This window comes from Paenarthrobacter sp. MSM-2-10-13 (assembly GCF_011605365.1).
In the GTDB taxonomy this organism is placed as follows: Bacteria; Actinomycetota; Actinomycetes; order Actinomycetales; family Micrococcaceae; genus Arthrobacter.
Genome location: NZ_JAAOXO010000002.1, coordinates 124,164 through 138,728, shown reverse-complemented (window position 1 = coordinate 138,728; position 14,565 = coordinate 124,164). Strand labels below are relative to the sequence as shown.

The 14,565-nt window shown below is 63.7% G+C and carries 16 protein-coding genes; 8 read left to right on the top strand and 8 right to left on the bottom strand.

Annotated features, from left to right (window positions below; all coding sequences use genetic code 11):
* Positions 1–4 precede the first annotated feature (4 nt).
* Positions 5–871 carry a Ku protein gene (locus HAV21_RS06365; RefSeq protein WP_166841101.1) on the bottom strand — a complete coding sequence of 289 codons (867 nt, stop codon included), beginning with the start codon at positions 869–871 and terminating at the stop codon, positions 5–7.
* 38 nt (positions 872–909) lie between these two features.
* Here HAV21_RS06365 and HAV21_RS06360 point away from each other — a divergent pair, with 38 nt between their 5' ends.
* Positions 910–3,456: an ATP-dependent DNA ligase gene (locus tag HAV21_RS06360; RefSeq protein WP_166841100.1), complete on the top strand. Its 2,547-nt coding sequence runs from the start codon at positions 910–912 to the stop codon at positions 3,454–3,456.
* 110 nt (positions 3,457–3,566) lie between these two features.
* On the opposite strand, the gene HAV21_RS06355 is transcribed toward HAV21_RS06360, so the two are convergent.
* Both HAV21_RS06355 and HAV21_RS06350 read right to left on the bottom strand, forming a co-directional pair.
* Positions 3,567–3,815 (bottom strand): hypothetical protein, encoded by a 249-nt coding sequence (locus HAV21_RS06355; protein ID WP_142937039.1) that lies wholly within the window; start codon positions 3,813–3,815, stop codon positions 3,567–3,569.
* A gap of 49 nt (positions 3,816–3,864) precedes the next feature.
* A complete protein-coding gene (locus HAV21_RS06350; protein ID WP_142937040.1) occupies positions 3,865–4,065 on the bottom strand; it encodes a hypothetical protein in 201 nt (66 codons plus the stop codon).
* Positions 4,066–4,362: 297 nt separating this feature from the next.
* Between HAV21_RS06350 and HAV21_RS06345 the strand changes: the two genes are divergently transcribed.
* Both HAV21_RS06345 and HAV21_RS06340 read left to right on the top strand, forming a co-directional pair.
* Positions 4,363–5,187 (top strand): putative protein N(5)-glutamine methyltransferase, encoded by an 825-nt coding sequence (locus tag HAV21_RS06345; protein ID WP_347877613.1) that lies wholly within the window; start codon positions 4,363–4,365, stop codon positions 5,185–5,187.
* Between the two features lie 229 nt (positions 5,188–5,416).
* Positions 5,417–7,045 carry an MFS transporter gene (locus tag HAV21_RS06340; RefSeq protein ID WP_142937042.1) on the top strand — a complete coding sequence of 543 codons (1,629 nt, stop codon included), beginning with the start codon at positions 5,417–5,419 and terminating at the stop codon, positions 7,043–7,045.
* A gap of 112 nt (positions 7,046–7,157) precedes the next feature.
* Here the strand turns inward: HAV21_RS06340 and HAV21_RS06335 are convergent, their stop codons facing one another.
* Positions 7,158–7,856, bottom strand: a complete 699-nt coding sequence (locus HAV21_RS06335) for a TetR/AcrR family transcriptional regulator (RefSeq protein WP_166841096.1) — start codon at positions 7,854–7,856, stop codon at positions 7,158–7,160.
* 55 nt (positions 7,857–7,911) lie between these two features.
* Here HAV21_RS06335 and HAV21_RS06330 point away from each other — a divergent pair, with 55 nt between their 5' ends.
* Complete coding sequence (locus tag HAV21_RS06330) at positions 7,912–8,370, top strand: VOC family protein (protein ID WP_166841095.1); 459 nt, start codon at positions 7,912–7,914, stop codon at positions 8,368–8,370.
* 76 nt (positions 8,371–8,446) lie between these two features.
* On the opposite strand, the gene HAV21_RS06325 is transcribed toward HAV21_RS06330, so the two are convergent.
* A complete protein-coding gene (locus HAV21_RS06325) occupies positions 8,447–9,862 on the bottom strand; it encodes a PLP-dependent aminotransferase family protein (protein ID WP_166841094.1) in 1,416 nt (471 codons plus the stop codon).
* Between HAV21_RS06325 and HAV21_RS06320 the strand changes: the two genes are divergently transcribed.
* The 3 genes from HAV21_RS06320 to HAV21_RS06310 are packed head-to-tail and all read left to right on the top strand — an operon-like array spanning position 9,861 to position 11,865.
* Positions 9,861–10,793 (top strand): DMT family transporter, encoded by a 933-nt coding sequence (locus HAV21_RS06320; RefSeq protein ID WP_166841092.1) that lies wholly within the window; start codon positions 9,861–9,863, stop codon positions 10,791–10,793. The genes HAV21_RS06325 and HAV21_RS06320 overlap by 2 nt on opposite strands.
* 28 nt (positions 10,794–10,821) lie before the next feature.
* Positions 10,822–11,445: an FMN-binding negative transcriptional regulator gene (locus HAV21_RS06315; protein ID WP_166841091.1), complete on the top strand. Its 624-nt coding sequence runs from the start codon at positions 10,822–10,824 to the stop codon at positions 11,443–11,445.
* An 18-nt stretch (positions 11,446–11,463) separates the two neighbouring features.
* Positions 11,464–11,865 carry a VOC family protein gene (locus HAV21_RS06310; protein WP_166841357.1) on the top strand — a complete coding sequence of 134 codons (402 nt, stop codon included), beginning with the start codon at positions 11,464–11,466 and terminating at the stop codon, positions 11,863–11,865.
* On the opposite strand, the gene HAV21_RS06305 is transcribed toward HAV21_RS06310, so the two are convergent.
* Positions 11,862–12,380, bottom strand: a complete 519-nt coding sequence (locus tag HAV21_RS06305) for a GNAT family N-acetyltransferase (protein ID WP_166841090.1) — start codon at positions 12,378–12,380, stop codon at positions 11,862–11,864. The two genes, HAV21_RS06310 and HAV21_RS06305, sit on opposite strands and share 4 nt — an antisense overlap.
* Complete coding sequence (locus HAV21_RS06300) at positions 12,377–12,889, bottom strand: SRPBCC family protein (protein ID WP_166841088.1); 513 nt, start codon at positions 12,887–12,889, stop codon at positions 12,377–12,379. Before HAV21_RS06300 ends, HAV21_RS06305 begins: the two co-directional genes overlap by 4 nt.
* Before the next feature lie 74 nt (positions 12,890–12,963).
* On the opposite strand from HAV21_RS06300, the gene HAV21_RS06295 reads away from it, so the two are divergent.
* Positions 12,964–14,091, top strand: a complete 1,128-nt coding sequence (locus HAV21_RS06295) for an FUSC family protein (protein WP_166841356.1) — start codon at positions 12,964–12,966, stop codon at positions 14,089–14,091.
* Here HAV21_RS06295 and HAV21_RS06290 read toward each other — a convergent pair.
* On the bottom strand, positions 14,088–14,519 hold the full coding sequence (locus HAV21_RS06290) for a hypothetical protein (protein WP_142937050.1): 432 nt from the start codon (positions 14,517–14,519) through the stop codon (positions 14,088–14,090). The two genes, HAV21_RS06295 and HAV21_RS06290, sit on opposite strands and share 4 nt — an antisense overlap.
* Between the last annotated feature and the right edge of the window lie 46 nt (positions 14,520–14,565).

The window sequence follows — 14,565 nt, the reverse complement described above, 5'->3', positions numbered from 1 at the left end:
CGACCTAAGCCTTCTTCTTGGCCCGCGCCTTTGGTTTGCTGGCAGTTTTGCTGGCGGCAGCAGCGTCGTCGTCCGCTTTTTCCTTGCCGCGCTTCTTGTCCAGGCTGCGCTTGAGGGCTTCCATGAGGTCGATGACGTCGCCGCCCTCGCCCTCACCTTCCACCACGCCAAAGGTTGCCTCGGTGTCCAGGGCCTCGCCCTTCTCCAACTTGGCCTCGATCAATGTTCGGAGCTGCGCTTGGTAGTCATCGGTGTATTCGTCGGGGTCAAAGTCGTGCGCCATGGATTCCACCAAGGCGGAGGACATCTCCAGTTCCTTGTCCGAGATCTTGATGTCCGTCTCCAGTGACGGGAACTTGGCCTCGCGGACCTCATCGCCCCACAGGAGAGCCTGGAGCAACAGCACGTCCCCACGCACCCGCAGTGCCCCCAGACGGGTCTTCTGCCTCAGGGCGTACTGGACAATTGCGATTCTGTCAGTGTCCTCCAACGTCTGCCTGAGCAGCATGTACGCTTTGGGCGATTTGGAGTCCGGCTCCAGGAAATAGCTGCGCTCATACATGATGGGGTCCAGCTGCTCGGCGGGGATAAATTCCACCACCTCAATTTCGCGGCTGTTCTCCTCCGGCAACGACTTCAATTCCGCAGACGTAAGGACCACGGTGCGGCCTTCTTCTTCGTAAGCCTTATCAATGTCCTCGTACGCAACAACATCGCCGCAAATTTCGCATTTCCGTTGGTACCGAATACGCCCGCCGTCCTTATTGTGGACTTGGTGCAGGCCAATATCGTGATCCTCCGTGGCACTGTAGAGCTTCACTGGTACGTTGACCAGACCGAACGCGATAGATCCCTTCCATATGGCCCTCATGCACCCAGTCAACAGCACAACACAGCGGAGGAGAAGAGGTGGCAGGCAAGCAACAGGAGCGGGTGAACGTGGAAGGCCACGAGCTCACTCTCACTAATCTGGGCAAAATCATCTACCCGGAAACCGGCACCACCAAGGCCGAAGTGCTGGAATACTACGCCGCAGTGGCACCTTTCCTGATCCCCGCTGCTGCCAACCGGCCCGTCACCCGCAAGCGCTGGGTTAACGGAGTGGGTACCGCCGAAAACCCCGGGCAAGTCTTCTTCCAGAAAAACCTGGAGGACTCCGCGCCAAAGTGGATTCCCCGCGCCACAATTCAGCATTCGGACCACACCAACGTCTATCCCCTGGTCAACAACCTTGCGACGCTCACGTGGATGGCCCAGATCGCCTCCTTGGAAATTCACGTTCCTCAGTGGCAAGTGGACCCTTCCGGGAAGCCGCTCCGCCCCGACCGTTTCGTCCTGGACCTCGACCCCGGGCCCGGGGCAGGTCTGCCCGAATGCGTTGAAGTGGCCAAGCTGGCCCGTTCCATCCTGCAGGACATGGGAATGTACCCGGTCCCTGTTACCAGCGGCAGCAAAGGCATCCACCTCTACACGGGCCTGGACGGGACGCTGAAGTCCGAGCAAGTGTCCGCCTTCGCCAAAGAGCTGGCCCGGGCGTTGGAATCGGACCACCCCGATCTGGTGGTCAGCGACATGAAGAAGTCCCTCCGCCACGGCAAAGTGCTGGTGGACTGGAGCCAGAACAGCGGAAACAAGACCACAATCGTCCCCTACTCCCTCCGCGGACGCGCCATCCCCACCGTGGCGGCGCCGCGCACGTGGCGGGAGCTCTCCTCCGCCTCGTTGGAGCACTTGGACTACCGGGCCGTGATGAAGCGCGTGAAGACCGGCAAAGACCACTTCGCACCGATCTCCGAACGGCACCTGCCGCCTCATGGGGAGGATGAGAAGGACGACGGCGGTGCTCCCGGAAGCGGTTCAGGCACCGGCCGTTCCCGCGAGCGGGTGGTGACAGCCGAGAACCGTCTCGCGAAATACGTCGGGATGCGCGATCCGGACAAAACCCCGGAGCCGTTCCCGTCGTCGTCGGGCGCTTCTGCCTCACCGCAATCCGCGGGTTCCTCCTCCGCCCAGCCGAAGCCCGGCGACCCTCCGCCGCCCGGCGGCATATTCGTCATCCAGGAGCACCACGCCCGCCGCTACCACTTGGACCTGCGCCTGGAGCACAACGGAGTCCTGGCCTCGTGGGCGTTGCCGCGGGGCATCCCGGAAACCTCCGACCGAAACAACCTAGCCGTACATACCGAGGACCACCCCATGGAATACGCGAACTTCGCGGGCGTCATTCCCAAGGGCGAGTACGGGGCCGGGACCATGACCATCTGGGACCGCGGCGAGTACACCTGCGAGAAGTGGCGCGACGGCAAGGAAGTGATCGCCACCCTTACAGGCGAGCCGGGTGGTGGCCTTGGCGGCACCAAACGCTTTGCGCTGATCAATACGGGTCAGAACTGGCTGATCCATCTTATGAAGGAACAGCCGGGTGGGCGTCGGGGCAGCCCGGCTGCGGCCAAAACCGCGGCGCCCAAGTCCGATCCACCTCAGCCGCAGCCCATGCCGAACTACACCCCCATGCTGGCCACCGCCGGAACCGCCGCTGATCTCCGCGGCGACGATTGGCTCTTTGAACTGAAGTGGGACGGAATCCGGGCGATCATCACCGGTACGGAGGGCAAGATCCGGCTCATGAGCCGCAACGGAAACGATCTTACGGCCGCCTATCCCGAACTGACGGACCGCACATGCTGGCCCGACGGAGACTTCGTTGCGGACGGCGAAATCGTGGCGCTCGGCAAAGGGTCCAGGCCTGACTTCGGACGGCTGCAGCTAAGGATGAATTTGGTCAAAGGTGCGGACATCGAGCGCGCCCGGGCTACGGTTCCGGTGCAGCTCATGCTGTTCGATCTTCTGTACGACGACGGTAGGGACCTGAGCGGGCTGCCGTTCCGCGAGCGCCGCGAGAGGCTTTCCGGGTTTTCGGAGCGTCTTCGTAAAGGTTGCCCCCTTCACCTTTCCGCCGTGCTGGACCACGACGTGGAAGACCTCATGACCAGCGCCGCCGAGCTTGGCTTGGAGGGTGTCATGGCCAAGAAAGCCGACAGCAGATATGTGATCGGACGTCGCAGCAGGTCGTGGATCAAGCTCAAGCTGGAGCAAAGCCAGGAAGTAGTGGTGGGAGGTTGGCGGCCCGGCGCGGGGGCCCGAAGCGGGACTTTCGGCGCGTTGCTGCTGGGCATCCCCGACGGCCACAAGCTGCACTACGTGGGCCGGGTGGGCACCGGATTCAAGGACTGGCAGCTCCGGGATGTCATGGAGCATCTTGAACCCCGGGTGGTAAGCGAATGCCCTTTCACAGACATACCCCGCGAAGATGCAGCGGGTGCCACGTGGGTGAGCCCTGAGCTGGTGGCCGAGGTATCCTTCGGCGAATGGACGGGGCCCGGCCGGCTCCGTCATCCGGTGTGGCGGGGCTGGCGTCCGGATAAGTCTCCTAACGACGTGAGCCAGCCCAACTGAGTCGCATTTGTGCGCGTTTTGAGGGCTCAAAACGCGCTGTGCTGCTCCTCAGTTGGGCTGGCTACGCAGGTGGTGCGGGTTCGTTCGGGTTTGTTTGGGTGGCCGGGTTATTAGGAGGAGTGCGGCATCTGCGGGCGGCTGGTCCGGTGGACCGCCGTCACAGCTGCTCCCTGGCCCATGCGGCCGTGGGCTTGTCCCCGTTCCTTCGGGTGGCGTCGTTTACCGTTACCGTCCGGCCACTGCCTGCTTTGGTCGGCGCCCAACGCGACCGCGATGGTGGTCGGTTCGGGCATGGGCGCCATGTCCATGGACTCCACCAAATGGCTTGCAACCTCAGGATTGATGCGTTCAGCAGTCATGGTTCTTCCTTTCCAGTGTGCCTATTTTTCAGTGTGCCTGCCCGCAGGTTTACCAGCGGACCTTCTTCTCGGTCTTAGCCTGCTTGCCGCTGGCGGCGGTGGGCTTGTGCCCCTTGCCAGTGCTTTGCCAGCCCGCTGGAGCACCGCCCCCGGACTTGCTTGCCAGCATGGCCTTCTGCGCGTCGGTCAGCTTGGACTTGATACCGCCGGCGGCCGGGGTCTTTTTGTTTTCGGAAGGGTTGGCAGTCATATGTGGACTCCTAAAAGTGTGAGTCCTGAAGAGACACGTATCCTATGTCGTTGCGGTTCGGGAAGAAGACGTCGAGAACGGGAACGGCATGGAGGCAGGGCCTCAACAGGCGTGGATTTTTGTCAGGTGAAACTCGGCTGTGCCGCGAGGGGCAGAGGCCGGTCTACTCAAAAATCAGTGTTCCCATGCCTCATACCCTAGCTAAGTCCCGGCAGATTTGTGAACCCCTCACCTGCAGCAACTTTGAATTCCGGCGCCCAACCCCATCGGGATTCTTCCTCGGCTAGCATGGCAAACGTGACCCGGAGAGCATCCATCGCCGCCGCATTGCGTGCCGCCGGCTGCGTTTTCGCGGAGGACGAAGCCCGACTCCTCATAGACGCCGCCCGCCATCCGGACGAGCTCCACCATATGGTGGACCAGCGGCTCAGCGGCCTTCCGTTGGAACATATTGTGGGCTGGGCGGATTTCTGCGGGAAGCGCATGACCGTCAGCCCCGGAGTGTTTGTGCCCAGGCGTCGCACGGAGTTCCTGGTCCGCCAGGCGGCGATGATCGCCAAACCCGGAGCCGTCGTGGTGGATCTCTGCTGCGGTTCTGGGGCAATAGGGGCGGCGCTCCACGATCTTTTGGGGAGCTGTGAGCTGCATGCCGCGGACATCGACGCCGCTGCGGTCCGTTGTGCGCGATACAACGTCGAGCCCCGTGGTGGACGCGTCCACCACGGGGATCTGTTTGAAGCCCTCCCTAAGACGTTGCGCCAGAAGGTGGACGTGCTGCTCGCCAACGCGCCGTATGTGCCCACGGAGTTAATAGGGATGATGCCGCCGGAGGCGCGACTCCACGAGCCGAGAGCAGCGCTCGACGGCGGCGCTGACGGTCTGGCGGTACAGCGTCGGGTAGCGCTGGGCGCGGCTCAGTGGCTGGCGCCGGGTGGGTTCCTGGTGATGGAAACCTCGGGGCAGCAGGCGCTGGCGACGGCAGGGATTCTCGGCGAGGCGGGGTTCATCGCGGAGGTGGCCTCGGACGAAAGGGCAGACGCAACCGTGGTGATGGGTACCCGCGCGCCTATCGATTCATCAGCTTCCGGGACCCAAATTGCCCCGTTAAGTGGGCTCAGCTAAACAATTTGGTAACAACGTGCTCTGGAGGGCAAAAACGGAGGCGGATCCGCATAGTAGCGGGGCAACAGCGGGTAATGAGATGCAACACAGCTAGGCAATTTGCACCCAAAAACAGCCCAAAAATCGGATCTCAACTCGGGTTTTCGGCCTAAAACCCGTAAAATTGAAACCCTGCCCAGAGCGGGGCAGCAGAAGTCGCAAGCAAATGACCTCCCTAGGAGAAGCCCAAATGCCCACAGACCAAAGCAACACCGTCTCTCCGGATGGCGCAAGGAACGCCACCGGGAACCAGGTATTGGCAGGCCCCACCCCGGCCGCCACAAACGCAGCAAACGCAGTAAAGAACGCAACGAAGAAGCTTCGCCCGAAGCGCCGGCTCAAAGAGTCCGACGTCAATGTGGTGAACAAGCCGATGCTGCGCAAAGCACTCGGCGGCACCATCGTCGGCAACACCATGGAATGGTACGACGTCGGTGTTTTCGGCTACCTCATCACCACCATGGGTCCTGTCTTCCTCCCGGAGGCAGACCCCTCGGTCCAGACACTGTTCCTGCTGGGAACCTTCGCCGCAACCTTCATCGCCCGCCCCCTCGGTGGAATCGTGTTCGGCTGGCTCGGCGACAAGGTGGGCCGCCAGAAGGTGCTCGCCGCAACACTGATGCTGATGGCGGCAAGTACGTTCGCCGTCGGCCTCCTTCCCGGCTATGCGCAGATCGGTATCTGGGCCGCCGCGTTGCTGGTGATCCTGAAGCTCATCCAGGGCTTCTCCACCGGTGGCGAATACGCCGGTGCCACCACGTTCGTGAGTGAGTACGCTCCAGATAAGCGCCGCGGATTCTTCGCCAGCTTCCTGGACATGGGCAGCTACATCGGCTTCGCCTTGGGCGCCGCCCTGGTTTCGGTCCTGCAACTCACGCTGGGACAGGCCGCCATGGAGGAGTGGGGCTGGAGGATTCCGTTCCTGATCGCTGGTCCGCTGGGCCTCATCGCGGTGTACTTCCGTAGCAAGATCGAGGAATCCCCTCAGTTCCAGGCCACCCTTGATGCCCAGGAGGCATCGGCCAAGGACGCAACAGCGCAGGATGCCGCTGCTGCCAAGGGACCTGTGGGCATCATCAAGGCCTACTGGCGCCAGATCCTCCTGGCCATGATCCTGGCTGCTGCAGCAAACATTGTTGGCTACGCACTGACGTCCTACATGCCCACGTACCTCACGGACTCCAAGGGCTACGATCCCGTCCACGGCACCCTGCTGACCATCCCGGTCCTGGTGATCATGGCCATCTGCATTCCCCTTACCGGCCGCCTCTCGGACCGCATCGGCCGCCGGCCAGTCCTGTGGGTAGGCGCGGGCAGCACAGTGGTCTTCTCCATTCCCGCCTTTATGCTCATTGGCATCGGCGAGATCTGGTCCACGCTTGCAGGCCTGGCACTGATCGCCTTCCCGGTGACGTTCTACGTGGCAAACCTGGCCTCGGCACTGCCCGCCCTGTTCCCCACTTCCAGCCGCTACGGCGGAATGGGCATTGCCTACAACTTCTCCGTGGCGATCTTCGGTGGCACCACCCCGTTCATCGTTCAGGGACTCATTGAAGGCACGGGCAACGACATGATGCCCGCCTACTACCTGATGGGTACCTCGATCATCGGCGCCATTGCCATCTTCTTCCTGCCGGAATCGGCCCGCCGCCCGCTGCCGGGCTCCATGCCCAGTGTGGACACCCAGGCAGAGGCACGTGAACTGGTGGAAACGCAGGACACCAACCCGTTGATCAACCTGGATCAGATGCCGTTCGACGGCCGGCCCATCGATGATTCATCGCTCGGCAAAGGCAACAAGGACCTGACTCCCGCTTAGGAACTCACTGCCTGCAACTTCTGCATAGCGATTCAGTTAGTTCGCGGCAGCTTGCCGCCCACCGTAGCCACCAGCCCCAAGGCGCTCTCCTTGGCGTTGGTGGCTGCGGCGTTTAAGGGAGCACGACGGCGGCCGGTTCAGGGTTCGTGGCAAAGTAGAGCCAGGTGCGGGATAGCCAGGCTGCAAGTTGCTGTTGGTCCCATCCCATGGCCGTCCGGATCAGGAGATACGTGTCCGCTGCGCCAAGAAGCGCGGTGGTATCGGCCACCCAGTCCACGTCGATCCCACTGCTGATCAGGCCGTCCCGCTCCAATCCGCGCCACATGCGTCGGGATGCGGCGATGGTGTCCCTGCGCGCGGCGTCGAAGGCTTCCCGGATCAGGGGTTCGCTGGCTTCGGCCTCGCGGGCAACGGCAAACAGCGGTCCGGTCCGGATCATGGTTGCAGCTATATTGCTGGCCAGTGCCTGCAACCGGGCTTCCAAGGTATCCGGCGTCGCATTCGCTGAGCCCGGCGTCGTTGGTCCCGGCTTGTCTGTGCCGGGCTCGTCTGTGCCGGGCTCGTCCGGGACCGGCTCTTCGGACCCCATTCCCGCGAAGGTCTGGTCAACCACGCGCTTCAGGAGCTCGGCCTTGCTGGTGAACCGGAGGAACAATGTGCGTTCAGCGCAGTCTGCTGCACTGGCGATTTGGCTCATGGTGGTTGCCGTGTACCCCTGACGCACAAAGAGTTCACCCGCAGCAGCCATGACCGCACGTTCGGTGCGCCTGATCCGCGGATCCACGGTTTGCCCCTTGTCCTTCACCATCATGAAGTGCAGTATAGGCGTACTAATTCAGTGACGGTGCATTAGGAGGCGTGTTGTTATGGAAGAATCCATCCCACCGCTGAACGGCCTGCTGGGAACCAAGCTGCCGGTCAGGGACCTTGCGGGGACGTGCAGTTGGTACTCCCGCGTGTTCGGCTGGGAGGCGGTCATGGAGTTCCCCGGTCCGGACGGAACAATCGCCGGTGCCGCCGGCCGCTTGCCCGGCGCCAACCCCACCGGCCTTTCCTTCCGGGCCAATCCCGCGGCCCAATCCCAGGAGGGCCTGGAACTCGCTATCGATATTTCGCACCGGGAAGACCTGGAGGCCTGGCTGGAGCACTTGGACAGGGAAGGTGTTCCGCACTCCCCCGTCATTGATGCTTCGGTGGCCTGGCTTGTGGTCCTTAAGGATCCGGAAGGCCACGAGATCCATCTCATGACCCGCGAACGGCATGGGTTCGATCAGACCGGTCGCGCAGGCTACGGCCGTACGGTGGCCGAAACACCTGCAGGCTGACCGGCGCAACCCCGTCGCTCCCCCGCGCCTGCGTCGCTGCCCCGCGACGGAATAGCGGGCCGGCAACGGGAAAGCGTCAGGATCCCAGCAACCCCCGCACCGCCTCGCCCATGATCCGCATACCTTCGGGGAACGCTCCCGGGTTGGGGCCGGCGTAGTTGAGCCTGATGTACGGCCCCTCGGGTTCCGCGGGAAACCACTCCGTCCCTGCGGCAATGAGCACCCCGGCCGCTTCGCAATCCTTGGTGAGCCGTTCGACGTCGAACCCGTCCGGCATCCTGAGCCACAGGTTCAAGCCGCCCTTGGGCAGATGGCTGAGATGGGCTTGCGGCACATGCTCCCGCAGGCTGGTCACCAGGAGGTCGCGGCGGGACTGGAGCTGGTGCTTGAGGCCGCGCAAGTGCGTCTGCCAGCCCGGCTGCGTGACCACGTCCAAGGCCGCCGCCTGGAGCAGGCCGCTGACGTACATGGACTCGGCCGCCTGCGCACCCATGATCCGTTCACGAGCCGGGCCGCGCGCGATCGCCGCTGCGATCCGAATGGACGGTGACACGCTTTTAGTCAGCGAGCGGATGTACACCACGTGCCCGGAGTCGTCCTTGGCAGCTACCGGGACGGAGGGTGCCGTGATGCCGAAGTCGTGGGCCCAGTCGTCCTCCACCAGGAAGGCTCCGTGACGGCGGACGATCTTCAGCACTTCCTCGCCGCGACGCGCCGTCCACTGGGCGCCCGTGGGATTGGCGAAATTGGGCTGTGCATAGAACAGCCTGGCGCCGGACTCCTCGAAGGCCCTGTCCAGCTCTTCGGGATCCGGCCCCTCCGGGCCGCTGGGAACAGGGATCACCTTCACGCCCGCCTGGCCGGCAGCCAGCAGCGCACCCCAATAGCTGGGCGATTCCACCAGCAGTGGCTGTCCGTGGCCCACCAGCCCGCGGAAAATCGAGCTGAGGCCGCTTTGGCTGCCGGGAAGAACCACGACGTCGCTGGGCTGGGGTGGCGTGACGCCCACCGGCGTTGAGGTACTGAGTTCCTGCGCGAACCAGGTCTGCAGTTCGGGGATACCCTGCGCCGGCGGCCGGGACAGGGCTGCCTCGCCGCGGGCTGCGCGGGTCAGTGCTGCACGGACCAGACGTTCCGGAAGCAGTTCGCGGTCCGGATACCCCGAGTGGAACGCGATGACGTTGTTGGAAGCGCTCCGCATCGCGGCGGAGTTCAGCGGACGTGCGGTCTGGGCTGATCGCAGGGCAGCCGTCTGCCAGCCGTAGTCCGACGGCCTCGCTGTCCGGAATGCGCGGACGAATGTTCCAACGCCGGGGCGGCTTTCAATCAGGCCTTGCGCCGTGAGGGTCCGCAGGGCTTTTTGGACAGTCACCGGGCTCGCTTGGTACTCGGCCACCAGGTGCCGGGTTGATGGCAGCTTTGCCCCGGGCGCCGCATCAGCGATCCACTCTTTCAACCGCAGGGCGATCCGGGAACTGCTATCGTTGTTCATGAGTCACAATAGTAGCGCTACTATGCATTCGCGGGCAGTGATATCCTCCCGCACATCCACCGGAATCTGGTGGGGTCTGCTGGGCGTCCTGGCCTTTTCCTTCACAGTTCCTTTCACCCGCGTGGCTGTTGAGGGCATGTCTCCCCTGTTCATTGGAGCCGGACGGGCCGTGGTCGCCGCACTGCTGGCGGCATTGGCCCTGGGCATCACCAGGCAGCGGTTGCCTGGCGCTTCCCAATGGTTGCGTTTGGCTGTGGTGGCCGGAGGTGTGGTTGCCGGCTTCCCGCTGCTGACAACTTTTGCCCTCACCAGCACCTCAGCCAGCCATGGAGCGGTGGTGATCGCCCTGCTCCCGGCTGCCACGGCCACAGCGGCCGTGATTCGCGGACGGGAACGCCCGCGTCCCCTGTTCTGGGTCCTGACGTTCACCGGAGTGGTGGCGGCCTTGGTCTTTGCACTGGTCCAGTCCGGAGGGTTCGGCTCGCTCCACTGGGCGGACCTGCTCCTGCTGGCTGCCGTGCTTGCCGCTGCTGTTGGCTACGCAGAAGGTGGCATGCTGGCCCGCGAACTCGGATCGTGGCAGACCATCTCCTGGGCGCTGGTGGTCGCCTCGCCAGTGATGATCATCCTGACTGCGGTTTCGCTCAGCTCCGGACTGTCCTCCGCATCCGGCGCCCAGTGGCTCTCCTTTGCCTATTTGGGGGTGGTGAGCATGTTCCTGGGCTTCTTTGCCTGGTACCGGGGCCTCGCGATCGGCCCCATGGCCCAAGTCAGCCAAATCCAACTGGTCCAACCCGTGATGACCATTGCGTGGGCCGGGATGCTGCTGGGCGAGTCCATCACCTGGACCACCGTGGTGGGTGGCCTGGCGGTGATCATCTGCGCAGGTGCCGCTGTCCGCGTGCGCCTCAGCCCGCCGTCGAACTCCTGATTATTCCGGTTCTGAAAGGACGTACTCCATGTACACCCCAGCACACTTTGCCGCATCCCCGGAGGCTGTTGACTCGCTCCTGACCGGAGCCAGCGCAGCCAATCTGGTCACCACGTCAGAGGATGGGCTGCTCGCCACGCTTCTGCCGTTTGTTTACGAGCCCACAGTGGGTGAGCACGGCGCCTTGCACGCACATATGGCCCGTAATAACACTCAGTGGTCCTCGCCTGCGATCGGCGAGTCACTGATGATCGTCCAAGGTGCCGACGCCTACATTTCGCCGTCCTGGTACGCCTCCAAAGCGGAGCACGGCCGGGTGGTGCCCACGTGGAATTACTCCACGGCACACGTTTACGGTCAGCTTGTGATCCACGACGATGCCGAGTGGCTGGGCAGGCACGTCCGCCGGCTCTCCAATCACCACGAGGCCGGGATGCGGGACCCGTGGAGCGTGGAGGACGCGCCCCAGCGGTTCATCGCCGGCCAACTGAGGGCGATTGTCGGCGTCGAACTCTTGATTTCCCGGGTGGAGGCCAAGGCCAAGCTGAGCCAGAACCGTCCTGCCGCGGACATCGACGGTGTGATTGCCGGGCTCCGTGAACGTGGTGACGCTGCGAGCGCCGCCGATGTGGAACGGGCCCGGACCTCGTAGACTCGGCGCATGCCTGAGATCGCCGCCGCCCCTGTTGGTTCCATCCACCACCTGGAAATCTGGGTGCCCATCCTCGAGCGAGCCCGCGAAGAGTGGGGTTGGCTGCTGGGTGAGCTCGGCTATGAGCCCTTCCAGGAGTGGCCCACCGGGTGCAGTTGGAAGCTCGACGGCATGTACGTGGTGGTGGAGCAGACTGATGCCACCACCGCTACAACCCACCGCCGCACTGATCCCGGGGTGAATCACGTGGCCTTCCATGCAGGCACCCGGGAGAACGTGGACAGGATCCGGGCGCTCGGCGCGGACGCAGGCTGGTACGAGATGTTCGAGTCCAAGTATCCGCACGCCGGCGGCCCGGACCATTACGCCGCGTACCTGCTCAACACGGACAGCTACGAGGTGGAGCTGGTGGCGGGCTAACTACCTGGCGGGACCGCGGCGCGCCACATGGCAACGCGCGGCCAACGGGTCAGGCCCAACTCAACCTCGTGCTCCATCAGGTGGGCCAGCTGCGGACCCCAGCTGCCGGCGTCGAGCACTTCAAAACCAAGGCGGCGATAATACGGGGCGTTCCATGGCACATCCCGGAACGTGCTGAGGGTTTGCCTGTGCATTCCGTGGCCCCGCGTCCACACGCGCGCGGCATGCAGCAGTTCCCGGCCAATGCCCTGGTGCGCATGATCCGGATGAACACTGACTTGCTCCACGTGGCCTTCGCCGTCCACGATGTCCGCCAACAAATACGCCACCGGGTAGTCGAGCCCGTCCACAGAAACCCATGCGCGCCCGGCTGTGGCATAACTGTTCAGCTCATGGATGGATAGGGGTTCGTCATCCGCGATGGAGTCCATTCCCAAAGCCCGGAAAGCCTGGCCCGCGGCACGCTCGATCTCCTGCAGAATCAGCAGGTCGTCCGCATGCGCGAGCCTGATCATTGCCGCGGGTCCTGGGCTGGGGTTTGGGCTGTAGGGGTCTGGGCTGTAGGGGTTTGGGCTGGCTGATACTGGGCAATAAGGAACTCGTTGCGCTTCTCAATCAGGTTCTGCAGGTAGCGGGCCAGGACCAGCTTCTCCACCAGCCTGCCCAGCGGGCCGAACGGCGCCGCGAATTCCACCGTATCCACCATGAGGGTCCCGCTGCCTTCGGGCCGGAACTCGTGGGTGTGGCGGAGGTACTTGAAAGGGCCCTTCACCTGCTCATCAGAGAACGACGACGGCGCCTCCATCCGCGTGATGCGGCTGGTCATGCGGAACCGGACTCCCAAGTGCCACGCCTGCCAGGTGACAGTCTCACCTTCGGAGATCAGCCCGGTGGTGACGCCGCCGATTGCTTTCTCGCGGCTCTGGGTCATGGACCCCACGTGGGCATCGATGTTACGGGAAAGATCGAACAGCTCCTGCGGTGACATGGTGGAGCGGGTACGGCAGACGAAAGCGACGGGCATACCTCGATCTTCCCAGACCTTTCCCCGTACGCGCGCCCACGCCCACTACGGGTTGTGACCGGGCTTATGGCGGCCTGGGCGGCGACACTGCTAATTTGCAAAGACAAGCCCTAGCCGATTGGTGGTGTTCCTCTGTGACCGGATTGATGGTCCACGCCCGCGAACTCCACCGGTTGGGCCCTGCCAACAACGATCGCCTCTCGGCTGTGCGGGTGGCCCTGAGTGTGGCAGTACCCGGGCTGTTCCTCATTCTCATAGGCCGCCCGGATCTCATGATGTACGCCGTTTTCGGTGCGCTGACCGGAATGTACGGGCGCAACGAAACACATCAGCTGCGGCTCAAGCACCAAGCCCAGGCGGCCCTGTTCCTGGTGGGCGGGCTGGCCATCGGTGTGTTCCTTTCCGTCAACCACATCCACTCCTGGTGGTTGGTGCTGGTGGCCACCCTGTTCGCCGGTGTCGGGTCGCTCTACGCCGACGCCGTGCGCCTCAAACCGATCGGCCCGTTCTTCGGCATCCTCGCACTGGGCGCCTGTGCATCCGTGCCCACCAATGTTCCGTTCACGACGGCGGTACTCATCGCGGCAGCGTCCGCCGCCTTTTCCATGGTGGTCGGTTTTACCGGCTGGTTCCTGCGCCGCAGGTGGGATTCCGGCGCTGCCCGCGACGTTCCCGTCCTCCGCGGCCCACTGCGTCAAGCCGCTCTGGTCCATGCCGCACGCTATTCCCTGGCGGTCAGTGCCGCGGGCGCCATCGGCGTCCTCAGCGGAAGCGGCCACCCGCACTGGGCCATGGCCGCCGCGGCCGTGCCCCTCGCCGGTGCCGACCTCCCAAGCCGCGTCCACCGAGGTATCCACCGCATCGTGGGGACGTTCCTCGGGTTGGCGATTGTCGCCGTCGTACTTTTTCCCAGTCCGCTATCGCCGCTTCAGTACTTCCCCGGTCAAACCGCGGTGGTACTGGCTGTGCTGGTGGTGCTGTGCCAGTTCCCCACGGAGTTGTTCATGGCACGGCATTACGGGTGGGCCATGGTGTTCTTTACCCCGGTGATCCTGCTGATCGCCCAGCTGGCCTCCCCCATGGATCCGGGCGTACTGGTGATGGAGCGGGCCATCGAAACGTTCGTGGGAGCCGTGGTTGGCATCGCGGTTGCTGTGCTGGTGCGGGCGCCGCGGGGCCGGGTTCCTGAGAAAACGGGCTAGTTCGTAACTACCAGGATGTTCGGGTGGATTTTCGTCAGGCCGCTCGATTCCAACTGCTTGGTGTCGTAGCCATCGGACACCAGAACAGCGGATTTCTGGTCGGGGCCACCAATCCTCAACAACTCTCCCTGGATGGAATCGCTACAGCCACTATGCGAGAAATACGCGTCGGCGGATCCTACGATCAGGCACGTCGGCCGGTGTTGCTTGCCTTCCCCCAAGTAGTACTTTTTTCCGTTAGCCTCCGCCACCAGAAGGATCTTTTCCAGCTCAACTTCGCCCATGGTCAGCCCTTCCGGGGCCGTGTCTGCCTCCGTCGCCTCCCGTTGCAACGCCTCCAAACCGGAGTAGCTGGTACCTGAGCAGCCGCTCAGCAGCAGTCCCCCTGCAACCATTGCCACCGCGAATGTCAAGGATCCGTTCTTCATAGCACTGCCCCCTCAGGCTCGAATGAAGTGTCATAGTAACCCGGCT

Coding starts and splice junctions, on each gene's coding strand:
- HAV21_RS06305 (WP_166841090.1), bottom strand. CDS start 12,380: ATGATCAGGCTCGCGCATGCGGACGACCTGCTGATTCTGCAGGAGATC.
- HAV21_RS06300 (WP_166841088.1), bottom strand. CDS start 12,889: ATGCCCGTCGCTTTCGTCTGCCGTACCCGCTCCACCATGTCACCGCAG.
- HAV21_RS06325 (WP_166841094.1), bottom strand. CDS start 9,862: ATGAACAACGATAGCAGTTCCCGGATCGCCCTGCGGTTGAAAGAGTGG.
- HAV21_RS06290 (WP_142937050.1), bottom strand. CDS start 14,519: ATGAAGAACGGATCCTTGACATTCGCGGTGGCAATGGTTGCAGGGGGA.
- HAV21_RS06350 (WP_142937040.1), bottom strand. CDS start 4,065: ATGACTGCCAACCCTTCCGAAAACAAAAAGACCCCGGCCGCCGGCGGT.
- HAV21_RS06315 (WP_166841091.1), top strand. CDS start 10,822: ATGTACACCCCAGCACACTTTGCCGCATCCCCGGAGGCTGTTGACTCG.
- HAV21_RS06330 (WP_166841095.1), top strand. CDS start 7,912: ATGGAAGAATCCATCCCACCGCTGAACGGCCTGCTGGGAACCAAGCTG.
- HAV21_RS06320 (WP_166841092.1), top strand. CDS start 9,861: ATGAGTCACAATAGTAGCGCTACTATGCATTCGCGGGCAGTGATATCC.
- HAV21_RS06355 (WP_142937039.1), bottom strand. CDS start 3,815: ATGACTGCTGAACGCATCAATCCTGAGGTTGCAAGCCATTTGGTGGAG.
- HAV21_RS06335 (WP_166841096.1), bottom strand. CDS start 7,856: ATGATGGTGAAGGACAAGGGGCAAACCGTGGATCCGCGGATCAGGCGC.
- HAV21_RS06340 (WP_142937042.1), top strand. CDS start 5,417: ATGCCCACAGACCAAAGCAACACCGTCTCTCCGGATGGCGCAAGGAAC.
- HAV21_RS06365 (WP_166841101.1), bottom strand. CDS start 871: ATGAGGGCCATATGGAAGGGATCTATCGCGTTCGGTCTGGTCAACGTA.